The organism is Gardnerella sp. DNF00747 (genome assembly GCF_049262675.1).
GTDB classification, from domain to species: domain Bacteria; phylum Actinomycetota; class Actinomycetes; order Actinomycetales; family Bifidobacteriaceae; genus Bifidobacterium; species Bifidobacterium swidsinskii.
The window spans coordinates 508,448-520,743 of sequence record NZ_CP058394.1; the positions used below are offsets into that span (position 1 = coordinate 508,448).

Here is a 12,296-nt window from a genome sequence, read left to right on the forward strand (position 1 = left end):
AACTTTTAATTGCTGGAAACAGCATTTATGAAAGGAATGAATATGAACAAATTCACTAAACAATGCGTGGCAGCATTCGCCTCGCTCGCAATGGCTGGCACGCTGTGCGTTGCCGGTGCTGTGGTGGCAAACAACATAGCATTTGCTAATAGTCCAAGTGCTGAATCTGCTAAGCCAGCACCTTGGTCTGAAGCTGGTAAGAAGCTGACTGGTTCCATTACTATCACTAAGTATAAGGATGAAACCGATGAGAAAGGTAATCAGAAGAAGGCAACTCCTGTTAAGGGTGCAAAGTTCAAGGTTTACAAAGTAACCAACTTTGATTTAACAAAATACGATCAGTGGCTTGATGTTGCTGCTAAGGTTCCAACTCTTAATGCTAATCCAAATGATTCTTCTGCTGGTTTAAGCTTTGATAATGAAACTGAAAATCCTACAAATGATAATGGTGTTGCAAAGTTTGATAAATTGGGTATCGGCTTATACAAGGTTGAAGAAACAAGTGTTCCGGATGGATACGAAAAGCTTCCGCAGCCATTCTTTATGACCATTCCACAAATCACCAATGAATCTGGTAAGACAACATACACCTATGATGTGAAGGTTGATCCTAAGAACGCTTATACCAAGGATGCTATTAAGAAGACTGTTGATACTACAGGAATGGTTGGTACAAAGGATGATTTGCCATATACTATTTCAACTTCTGTAGTTACAACTAGTGGTACGCCTGTTAAAGATCGTACGACTGATGATTATCAAGGCTTTGCTGTGTGGGATGACGCATTGAAGTCTGCTTATGATTCTAATAAAGATGTAGTTAAAAGCGTTAAGATTGGCACTACGGAAATTAAGAATTCTACCGGTAAAGAGGATAGGTATAAGGTAGCGGTTGCTGCAACGCCTGGTGATAATACTCGTCAGCGTATTACCGTATCGTTTACAGATGCAGGTCTTGGCGAAATTGCTAATGCTCTTAAGACTTCGCCTAATGCAAAGTTAACTGTTGAGCTTAAATTCACTCTTAAGGCAGATGCTCCAGCTGGCGAACTCGTTAACAAGTATGGTTATCAGCCAGGATATAAGAAAGGTACTCCTGTAAAAGATCAACCAAAACCTGTTAATCCAACTCCAAATCCAGATTCTAAGGTAACTCTTGTTAAATTCCAGATCAAGAAGATAAGCAGCACTGACGGAAAAGCTATTAAGGGTGCTAAGTTTGCTGTGTTTGCAAAGAAAACTGAGGCTGACGCATGCGCAGCTGACGCTTCTCGTTCTACAGATAAGTGCAAGAACAAGTCTTCTAAGGGCTTTGCTACTGATACTGAAACTGCTGATACTGGTTTGACAGCAGCTGGATTTAAAGCAAAGGTTGGACAAAAGTTCTACGTTGTGGAAACTAAGGCTCCAGACAACTATGTCTTGGCTCCAAAGGTTGAAGAAGTTACTATTCCTACGACTTATACCTCTGCTGCTGGCTATGATAAAAATTCGCAGACGTTTGTTTACTCGTTCAAGGATGTTCCAACGAGCAATAACATCGACCACTGGTTCAAGCTTCCAAAGACCGGTGCTTATGGCGTGTTTATTTTCGCTATTGCTGGAATTGTTTTGATTGCTGCAAGCGTGTTTATTTACACTCGTAACAATCGCAAAGAAGAAGATAAGAAGCGCGCTTAGTATTCTTCTAACGTAAATATATTATAAAAAACTCAGGGGGTTGGGCGGTATTTGCTTAGCCCCCTATTTTACTTTTTGGAAGTGGATTTATGAGTTTTACTAAATTTGCAAAAGCTTGCCGCAGTAGCTTAGAAAGAGTAGAGCGATTAGCAGGCTTACATATTCTTAAATCCACTCCCAATGAATCGTCTGCAAACGAATCTTCTGCAGACTCAAATTCTGCAAATTCCAAAAAATCTGTTTTTAAATGCGTTATTGAACCAATCATTCTGGCGCTAGCTGCAATTCTATGCTTCACCTACCCAGTGGCATCAACACTGTGGAATAATCACGTGTCTAAACAAATTTCCATAGATTACGACAAAGTAACTTATAATCAAGCCGCTAGCGTGCGACAATCTATTCTAAAAAGTGCGCGAAAATACAATGCTCGCAGAAAAAAAATTTTTACAGCCGATCCGTATGATGGTAGTGACAATTACAAAAAAACAGCAGACTATAAGTCATATATCAAACAACTAGACGAACCAATGGGAATTATGGGAATTATAAAAATCCCAAAAATAGGCGTAAAACTACCGATTTATCATGGTGCTTCGCGCGATGTTCTAGCTCGCGGAGCAGGGCACTTGTGTGGTACAGATTTGCCAGTGGGCGGCAAAAACAGGCATACTGTTATCACAGCTCATACTGGTTTGCCTACAGCAACCATGTTTGACGGTTTAATCGATATGAAGCGTGGGGACTACTTCTACATTGATGTACAGGGCTATACAATGCGCTATAGGGTGTTTCGCATTAATGTTGTAGACCCAGAAGATATTAGTTTGTTGCAGCGTGAAAAGGGTCGTGATTTAGCGACTTTGCTTACATGTACGCCGTATGGTGTTAACTCGCATAGATTGCTAGTGACGGGGTATCGTGTGCTGCCGGACCCAGCGCATGCTCCAGAAGATCATCTTCAGTGGTCATTCTGGATGACGATGTTCCTTATAGCGTTAATAAGTTGCGCGGTGGTTCTTGCCACAATGATTATTGCTATAGTTCGAAAACGTCGTAATAATAATATTGCGCCGCAAGGAATGCATGTTGGCAGTAAATAAAACTCAGCTGCAACCGCTTCATTTAGATAACCTCAGTCTATGGAGTAGACTGGTATGGTTACGAATATGTATGTTGATGATGACATGGCGTACTAAATAGCACATGGTGCAGAAGGAGTATTTATGGCTGGTAAGGCTTCACCTAGTGAACCATTGTGGGAGACAATTCTCCTGTTTGTGCCTAGAACTTTAGGAAAGTTAGTGCGCTCGCTTTTTGGTGTTGGAGAATACGATGAGGCATATCGCAGGGACGGTTTGTGCTTCGTTATGCTTGTTCTTGCGATTTTGTTCTGCGCATCAGAATGGTTTAGAGTTAGTGGGTTTATTGGAGTAGGTCTCCATTTTGTGTCTTCTAGTTTGCTTGGAATTATGAGCGTTGTTCTGCCTGTGTGGTTAAGCGTTGTTGCTTTTAGGTTGATGCGTAACAGTGGAGTTGGCTCTGGTAATCCTCGTGTTATTAGCGGATTTATTATTCTATTGTTGTCTGTTTGCTCAATTCTTGATATTTCTTCTGCACCTCGCGGAAAAGCGTTTAATTTAGACACTGTACAGAAGTCAGGTGGGTTATTAGGTTTTGTGCTCGGATCTCCGCTATCGTGGGGTCTTTCTCGTATTTTTGCAATTATTATTTTTGTAGTAGCTGCTATTTTTTCGATATTAATGATTGCTCGCCTTCATGTAACTGATATAGCTCAAAGTGTTGCTACTATTTTTGCTAAATATAACAGTAAAAAGTCTTCTGAAGATTTAGGAAACTCTGCAGAAGATAATTCTGACAGCAAAACCAATTCTTTGGAATTTGCAGATGATGTGCCAACTCACAATGAAGAATCGCCTAAAAATAATAGCAGATCTTCTCAAATGTCTTCTGTATTGAAACTGTTTAAATCATTCTTTAAGCCTAAAAACAACAATAATAATGGGGAATTGCTTGACGAATACGCCGGCGATGATGCATTTTCGCATGCTGCTTCTCACGGTAATAGTGCAGATAATCTTGAAAGAGTTGAACCTCGTAAAGCAAGAACTGTGAGCAGCTTTTCAGATAATAATGCTGCAAATAATTCTCAATTTGAAAATGCTGATAATAATTCGAGTCAACTTACACCTAGAAGTGTTTCATCTTCATCAAAGCCTGTTCCTGAAGAAATATTGCCAAAAGCTCCTATGAGTGATTCCTCTTTATCTGCAAGCGATCCGTGGTCAAGTATTCCAGCTGAACGTATGGATCAATATCGCAGGGATCAGGAAGATTCAGATGATGAAAATGCTGCCGGCAGTGAAAGTGGTGCTGGCAATAATAATGAGCCTTCTTTTGATTCTTCCTCTGAACCTTACAAGCTCCCTGATTTGAATCTTTTGGCTTATGGCAAGCCTCATGCTGCGAGAACTCCAGCAAACGATAACGTTATTCGCGCGTTAACTTCTACTTTCGAACAGTTTGACGTTGACGCTCACGTTATTGGATTCCTTAGAGGCCCATCTGTTACGCAGTACGAGGTTGAGCTTGGTCCTGGTGTAAAAGTTGAAAAAGTTACGAATTTGCAAAAAAATATTGCATACGCTGTAGCTAGTACGGATGTGCGTATTTTGTCGCCAATCCCAGGAAAGTCTGCTATTGGTATTGAAATTCCAAACGTCGACCGCGAAATTGTGCATTTGGGAGATGTTCTGCGCTCGCAAAAAGCTATGAATGACCCTAATCCTATGCTTACAGGCGTTGGAAAAGATGTTGAAGGTCATTTCGTAACTGCAGCTCTCGATAAAATGCCGCATTTGCTTGTTGCTGGTGCTACTGGTTCTGGTAAGTCGAGTTTCATTAACTCAATGCTTACTTCGATTATTATGAGGGCAACTCCTGAACAAGTTCGCATGATTATGGTCGATCCTAAGCGCGTGGAGCTTTCTGCTTATGCTGGCATTCCGCATTTGCTTACTCCGATTATTACGGATCCTAAGAAGGCTGCGCAGGCTCTTGAGTGGGTTGTTAAAGAGATGGATGCTCGCTACGACGACTTGCAATTCTTTGGTTTCCGTCATGTTAAAGATTTCAACAAGGCTGTTCGTGAAGGAAAGGTTCATGCTCCGGCTGGATCTGAGCGAAAAGTTGCTCCATACCCGTATTTACTTGTGGTGGTAGATGAGATGGCTGATTTGATGATGGTTGCTAAGAACGATGTGGAAAGTTCTATTCAGCGTATTACTCAGCTTGCTCGAGCTGCAGGTGTGCATTTGGTTCTCGCTACTCAGCGTCCGTCTGTTGATGTTGTAACAGGTTTAATTAAGGCGAATATTCCTTCTCGTTTGGCTTTTGCTACTTCGTCTGCTACTGATTCAAGGGTTATTCTCGATACTGTTGGCGCAGAAACCTTGATTGGTCAAGGCGACGCTTTGTTCCTTCCAATGGGTGCTGCTAAGCCTCAGCGTGTGCAGGGTTCGTGGGTGAGTGAATCTGAAATTCGTAAGGCTGTTGAGTATGTTCGCACGCAGCGCAAGCCAAAGTATCGTGAAGATATTGAGCAAATGGCTCAAAAAGCTGATGCTCAAGCTCAAAGCAAGCTTAAAACTAGCGATATTGGCGACGATATGGATGAGTTGCTTCAGGCTGCTGAGCTTGTTGTTAGCTCGCAATTTGGCTCTACTTCAATGCTTCAGCGCAAGTTGCGCGTTGGCTTTGCAAAGGCAGGTCGATTGATGGATTTGCTTGAATCTCGAGGAGTAGTGGGACCTTCTGAAGGTTCTAAAGCTCGCGAAGTTTTGGTTCAGCCGGAAGATTTGCCAAAAGTTTTGGCTTTTATTCGTGGTGAGTCAGATTCGTTATAAGATATTGTATTGTTGTGTACAACACCAAGTTGTGTGATGTGCTAGAAGTTTTTACTTTGCAGTAGAATGAAGGTTATGTGTATGAAGAAAAAAGCTAAGTCATCATTTTTTGCTGGCTGGAATTATGCTCCAAATATTGTGACTTATATCCGTATCGTGCTTTCGCTTGTTTTTATTGTTTTATATTTGAAAGCAGGTATATGGGGTTTTGATTCAGTTTCGTTGCGTTGGGCTGCGTTTGTGCTGTTTGTTGTAGCTGCTTCTACGGATAAGCTTGACGGGTGGATGGCTCGTAAATATCATAAGGTTACAGAATTAGGTAAGTTGCTTGATCCAATTGCGGATAAAATTCTTATTTTAGCTGCGCTTATTATTGCTTCTGTTTTCGGCGAAATTTATTGGTGGATAACCATCTTGTTCATGATTCGCGAAATTGCCATTACTCTTGTGCGAATTTATGTTGTTCATGTTCGTGGAAGGGTAATTGCTGCATCCTCTGCAGGAAAATATAAGACTCTTACGCAGTCGATTGGTATTGCAATGATTATTGCACCTCTTGTTGCAACTCTTCATGCTAATCCATTGCCTTCTTGGATGGTTTCTTACTATGCAGTTGCTTTTGGCTTGCTTGGTATTTCTTTGGGCTTTGCTTTCTATTCTGCAGTTTTGTATGTCTATAGTGCTTTCTTTGAGGGTTCTTCAAATAGCGAATCTCAAGTTGATGATGCAAAAAATGCAGTGCCTTTGTCTCCTGTGAAGTAAATAAAATATAACGAGTTAAACTTCTTGTTTGTAGCTTACGGTTTTTCATAGATTATCCCTAAAGGGTTTATGTTTTGGAAAATCGTAAGCTACAATCATATCGAGCGTATTATGAATAATTCTTCAGGTTTTAATACAGTTTCTTTAGCTGCGGATCTATTGGAAAAAAGTTTTATTAAAGGAATGCATATTGCTTCAGCAGAGTCGTTAACTGGCGGGCTTTTGGCTGATGCTTTTGTTTCTGTTCCTGGTGCGTCACGAGTTTTTTGTGGATCTGCTGTCACTTATGATATTCATGCTAAATCCAAAATTCTTGGCGTAAATTCTAATCTTTTACAATCTGAAGGCGCGGTTTACCAGGATGTTGCTTTTCAAATGGCGATTGGAGCTGCTCAAATATATCGTGGCAGTGGATGGGCGTATGAGGAAGATTGTGAGTGTTGTGCAAATTTTCCTATTATTGGCTTGTCTACAACTGGTGTTGCAGGTCCTGGTCCTGATGGTAATAAACCAGCAGGTTTAGTTTATGTTGGAATATTTTTGCCTCAAGTTAGTGATGTTATGGATTCTGTTAAAGATGTAGCTCGTAAAGAACTTGAAAATGGCTGTGTGAGTAACGTCTATGATTATGATTTTGCTCAAATCGAAAGTCAAAGCGTAACTAAAATTGCGCCATCAAGTGCTGCTTTTGTTTTTGAATTGAGATTATCTGGCAGTCGTCAAGAAGTTCGCGAATCTACTGTATTTCAGTTATTGAGAATAGCTAATGACTTGATTGCTTATGTCGAAGATTGTAAGTAGTTGGGGTGTAATCAAGACACGCGCTATCGAACAAATGTTCGCATATGTAGTATACTTATGTTTGTCGTGATGATTTAAGCTGAGTTAAGTGTTTAAGTGCTTGGATTAAATGTTTTATCCACATTGCACAAAAATGCTTGTACTTGAATCTAGTATGGAACTAAGGTCGTTCGATACATAACGGCATGCGAAAGGAGTAGCATACATGGCGCAAACAAAAAGTAAAGGCAGTGTTAATCGCCTTATTGATGCGGATAAAACAGATCCACGTCGCCAAGCAGCGTTAGAAACTGCTTTAGCCAATGTTGAACGACAATATGGAAAAGGTTCTGCAATGCGCTTAGGTGATAGACCTATGCAAGATGTAGAAGTTATTCCTACTGGTTCATTAGCGTTGGACACTGCTTTGGGGATTGGCGGTGTTCCTAGAGGGCGAATAGTTGAAGTCTACGGTCCTGAGTCTTCTGGTAAAACAACTCTTGCTTTGCATATTGTTGCAAATGCTCAAAAAAATGGTGGGGTAGCGGCATTTATTGATGCTGAGCATGCGTTGGATCCTGTCTATGCGCGAAAGCTTGGAGTAGACACGGATGCTCTTATTGTTTCTCAGCCAGATAATGGTGAGCAGGCATTGGAAATTGCTGATATGCTTATTCGTTCTGGTGCGTTAGATGTTATTGTTGTTGATTCTGTAGCGGCATTAGTTCCTAAAGCTGAAATCGATGGCGATATGGGAGATAGTCATGTGGGCTTACAAGCTCGCTTAATGAGTCAGGCGTTGCGTAAGATGACTGGTGCTCTTTCACAAGCTGGCACTACTGCTATTTTTATTAATCAGCTTCGTGAAAAAATTGGCGTATTCTTTGGTAATCCTGAAACTACCACTGGTGGTAAAGCTTTGAAGTTCTATGCGTCTGTGCGTATGGATATTCGCAGAGTTTCTACTATTAAAGAGGGCGAAGAAGCTGTTGGCAACCGAACTAAAGTTAAGATTGTCAAGAATAAAATGGCTCCGCCTTTCAAAACTGCTGAGTTTGATGTTCTTTACGGAGAAGGTATCTCGACTGAAGGTTCTGTTATCGATATGGGACTGCAAGCTGAAGTTATTAAGAAATCTGGTTCTTGGTTTACTTATGAAGGTGAGCAGCTTGGACAAGGTCGTGAAAACGTCCGTAAATTCTTGAAAGATAATCCAGCTATTACTGAAGAAATTAGCGAAAAAGTCAAAGCTTCGTTAGGTTTAATGCATCCTGAAGATCAATTCGCTGAAGATTCTGAACTAGATCAATTCGATGATGATTCTGTAGCTAAAAATTCTGCACAAAAGTCATCCGAATCGAAGTAATAATAAGATTACAGTGTAAAGCGAATGCAATATGCCTATTAGTGTAGAGAATTTTCTTCGCGATCATCCAGTAGAGCGTGCTGAAGAAAATGACGAAAGTAATAGTGTAGTGACACATACTCGCAAAAAAATATCGCATAAGTCAGTACTTTTAAGCGCAAAAAATAATACAAAAAACATGCCGTATGTAAAAAACGCTAAAGTAAGTGATTTAAGCGACGAACTTTGCAATAGTAGTGAAGATGATTGCAGGGAAGCTGCTTTAAGGCTTTTAGATTATGCTCCTCGCTCTGTGATGAACATGCGCAAAAGGCTTAAAGAAAAAGGTTACACGGAAGTTGCTGTTGACGCGGTTATTCATCGCTTGCTTGAATTGCATCTTCTTGATGACAATCAATACGCTCAAATGGTGATTCGCTCTTGCGCAGTGAGGCTTCTTGGTGCTAGAGCTACTCGAATGGAATTGCAGCGTAAAAATGTTGATCCTGCTGCTATTTCACAAAATGTAGCTTCTGCTCAAAACTCTGGAGTATTCACTGAAGCAGCGTGGGAACTCGGTCGCAAAACGGCTTCGCGCACGAGAAATCTTGAGCCTTTAGTTCGAAGACGAAGATTTTTCGCAGCAGCTGCAAGAAAAGGTCATGATTTAAACGTTATTAACGAAGTGTATGCAGCTTTATTCGAAAGTAATAACGAATGAATAGTAAAAGAGGCTGGATTATACAAGTAAACCAGCCTCTTTCGCTTAAAACTTTATGATTATTTTGCGAAATTATGCGCTTGAGCTAAAACATACTCAGGCATATCTTCAACATTAATAACATCATTAAAGCGTGGAGTTTTATTTTCAAGATTTCTAAGCATGCTTGGAGCTTTAGTTCCTGTAGCTTTACTAAGAGCGTCCATGCATTTGAAATCATTCATATCTTGCACATGCTCAATATTCAAAGCTTCAGCAACAACGCGAGGGAATTTGTATGGGCTTGCAGTGCTTAGCAATACTCTAGGTGTGCTTTCGTCATGTGGAATATTTTGCATAACGAAGAATCCGCAAGCAGTATGTGGGTCGATCACATACTTGTACTTGTTCCAGCAGTCATAAATAGCTTCGCGAATTTGATCTTCATTTGCCCAACCGCAGCCAAACAGTGAGCGAATCTTTGCAAGCACATTTTCTGGAATCTCAAAAGCGCCCCACTGCTGTAAATCGTTCATAAGCATTTGTATTAAACGCGTGTCTTTATCGCACATGTAATAAAGCATTCGTTCCAAATTAGAAGAAACCAAAATATCCATAGAAGGAGCAACAGTGTGATGGAATGAGCGCTGACGGTTATAAGTGCCGCTTACCAAAAAATCAAACAAAACATTATTGCTATTGCTTGCAACAATAAGATGTTTTACAGGAAGACCAAGCATTTTTGCGTAATATCCAGCAAGAATATCGCCAAAATTGCCGGTTGGTACGCAAAACTCAACTTCGTCTCCAAGAGCTATTGCTTTACGCTCAACAAGTTGCTTATAAGCCGCAAAATAGTACACGACTTGCGGCACGAGTCGTCCAACATTTATTGAATTAGCAGAAGACAATTCAGTATTCGCAGATTCTTCAATATTTTTATTAAGCTCACTATTGGTGAAAATCTGTTTTACGCCAGTTTGAGCATCGTCAAAATTGCCTCGAACTGCGCAAACTTTCACATTTTCGCCCACCTGCGTAGTCATTTGCAATTCTTGAACGCGGCTAACTTTTCCTTCTGGATAAAAAGTAACCATAGAAGTGCCTGGAACATCAGCAAAACCAGCCAAAGCAGCTTTACCTGTATCTCCAGAAGTTGCAGTTAGAATCATAACGCTTTTTTCAATATCAGATTCGTTTTCGTGTTGAGTTTTAGTGCGAGACATTAATTGTGGCAACATTTGCAAAGCAACGTCTTTAAACGCGCATGTAGGACCATGGAAAAGTTCCATCACAAAATCGCGAGTGTTTCCAAGCTGCTGGAGTGGAGTAATAGCGTTATTAGCCCATTGATTGCCGTATGCCAGTTTAATGCAAGAAGAAAGCTCTTCTGAAGTATAATCTGGCAGTAACAGTTGTAAAATATCTTGCGCAATTTCTTGATACGATTTGCCTTGCAATTTAGAAATATCGTAACGCTCGCTACCAAGGCTATCGGCTACAAATAATCCGCCATCTTCAGCAATTCCTTTACGTATTGCTTCTTTTGAAGTGCATGTTGGCTTAAGCGAACGAGTGCTATGGAAAATAGTTGTATCTGATGCCATAATAACTCCGTAACCGTCTGTTTATAGAGAATATTTTTTACTTACATAGATTATTTATGTAAATTATTTACACAACTTATATCAAATTATGGTACCTGAAGTGCTGGGCGAATGGGCGTGTGCTAATCTCATATGTATAAATGCTTTTGTTTTACTATTAATTAATTGGCGATTAGGCAAATAATCTATAGGGGGAAACGTTGTCTGTTGATGATTTAGTGAATGCTCGTGCGGATTGTGCGCGCAAAGCGTGGCGTAATTTTGCTCATGCAGACACTCGCGCAAAAAATGCGCTTCTCGAAAAAATGGCAGATGCCTTAGAATCTTCAGCTTCAAATATTGCTGAGGCTAACAAAAAAGATCTTAAAGAAGCTGAAGCTAAAGGAATGGATGCTGGAAAGCTCGACAGGCTTAAATTTGACGAAGAGCGAATCCAAGCTTCTGCAAAAAGCGTGCGAAAAATTGCACAATTGCAAGATCCTGTAGGAGAGGTTGTTCGCGGATACACTCTTCCTAATGGCATTAAACTTTCGCAAATTCGAGTTCCAATGGGCGTTATGGGAATGATTTACGAAGCTCGTCCAAACGTAACTATTGATGTAGCTGCTTTGTGTATTAAATCTGGAAATGCTGCGATTTTGCGTGGTGGAAGCGCGGCTCTCCATACGAATCAGGCGAGTATTGAAGTTATACAATCGGTTCTTAAAAATTCTAACTTTAGTGCTGATTTGATTCAGTCTGTTGATGATTTAGGAAGAGACGGAGCTACGTCAATGATGCATGCTCACGGTCATATTGATGTGCTTGTGCCTAGAGGTAGCGCAAATCTTATTGCAGCAGTTGTTCAAGAATCTACGGTCCCTGTTATTGAGACTGGAGCTGGAAACGTACATATTTATGTAGATAAAAGCGCTGATATTAAAAAAGCTATACCTATTATTATTAATGCAAAAACGCAACGAGTGGGCGTGTGCAATACTGCTGAAAAATTATTAGTGCATAAAGCTGTTGCGCAAGAATTTTTGCCAAAAATCGCTGCTGCTTTAGCTGAGCATAATGTAATTTTACATGCAGACGATAAATCTTACGATATTTTGCAATCCGCTAATATTCAAAGATTGCAGCTTGAGTGTGCCACTGAGGAAGATTGGAAGCGAGAATATTTGTCGCTGAATATGGGTGTGAAAGTTGTAGATGATTATACTGATGCAGCTTCTCATATTGCGAAATATTCTACTGGCCATACTGAAACCATTATTGCTGAAGATTATTCAACTATTCAAAGTTTTATTGCAAGTGTTGATTCTGCTGTAGTTATGGTAAATGCTTCAACGCGCTTTACGGATGGTGGCGAATTTGGTTTCGGCGCAGAACTTGGTATTTCTACGCAAAAATTGCATGCGAGAGGCCCTATGGGTTTGCTTGAAATGACAACAACCAAATGGATCGGCTACGGAGATGGGCAGATACGCGAGTAGTACTGGTTTTAATAGTTA

General features: G+C 40.5%; 9 protein-coding genes. 8 read left to right on the top strand and 1 reads right to left on the bottom strand.

The window, feature by feature from the left end; all coding sequences use genetic code 11:
* The first annotated feature begins 42 nt into the window (after positions 1 to 42).
* From HXT32_RS01800 to HXT32_RS01830, 7 genes are all read left to right on the top strand, one after another.
* Complete coding sequence (locus tag HXT32_RS01800) at positions 43 to 1,680, top strand: SpaH/EbpB family LPXTG-anchored major pilin (protein WP_116431607.1); 1,638 nt, start codon at positions 43 to 45, stop codon at positions 1,678 to 1,680.
* A gap of 89 nt (positions 1,681 to 1,769) precedes the next feature.
* Positions 1,770 to 2,783, top strand: a complete 1,014-nt coding sequence (locus tag HXT32_RS01805) for a class C sortase (protein WP_116431608.1) — start codon at positions 1,770 to 1,772, stop codon at positions 2,781 to 2,783.
* A gap of 123 nt (positions 2,784 to 2,906) precedes the next feature.
* Positions 2,907 to 5,606: an FtsK/SpoIIIE family DNA translocase gene (locus HXT32_RS01810; protein ID WP_415697862.1), complete on the top strand. Its 2,700-nt coding sequence runs from the start codon at positions 2,907 to 2,909 to the stop codon at positions 5,604 to 5,606.
* Positions 5,607 to 5,687: 81 nt separating this feature from the next.
* A complete protein-coding gene (pgsA, locus tag HXT32_RS01815; protein WP_422119020.1) occupies positions 5,688 to 6,368 on the top strand; it encodes a CDP-diacylglycerol--glycerol-3-phosphate 3-phosphatidyltransferase in 681 nt (226 codons plus the stop codon).
* Between the two features lie 111 nt (positions 6,369 to 6,479).
* Positions 6,480 to 7,169, top strand: coding sequence for a CinA family protein (locus tag HXT32_RS01820; protein WP_285089277.1), 690 nt, complete (start codon positions 6,480 to 6,482; stop codon positions 7,167 to 7,169).
* Between the two features lie 205 nt (positions 7,170 to 7,374).
* Complete coding sequence (recA, locus tag HXT32_RS01825) at positions 7,375 to 8,514, top strand: recombinase RecA (protein ID WP_076002941.1); 1,140 nt, start codon at positions 7,375 to 7,377, stop codon at positions 8,512 to 8,514.
* A 31-nt stretch (positions 8,515 to 8,545) separates the two neighbouring features.
* A complete protein-coding gene (locus HXT32_RS01830; RefSeq protein ID WP_064621599.1) occupies positions 8,546 to 9,214 on the top strand; it encodes a regulatory protein RecX in 669 nt (222 codons plus the stop codon).
* Between the two features lie 59 nt (positions 9,215 to 9,273).
* Here HXT32_RS01830 and thrC read toward each other — a convergent pair whose 3' ends face one another.
* Entirely contained in the window at positions 9,274 to 10,800 is a 1,527-nt protein-coding gene (gene thrC, locus HXT32_RS01835) for a threonine synthase (protein WP_102703179.1), read from the bottom strand.
* 200 nt (positions 10,801 to 11,000) lie between these two features.
* Between thrC and HXT32_RS01840 the strand changes: the two genes are divergently transcribed.
* Entirely contained in the window at positions 11,001 to 12,278 is a 1,278-nt protein-coding gene (locus HXT32_RS01840) for a glutamate-5-semialdehyde dehydrogenase (protein WP_103013846.1), read from the top strand.
* Positions 12,279 to 12,296: the final 18 nt, after the last annotated feature.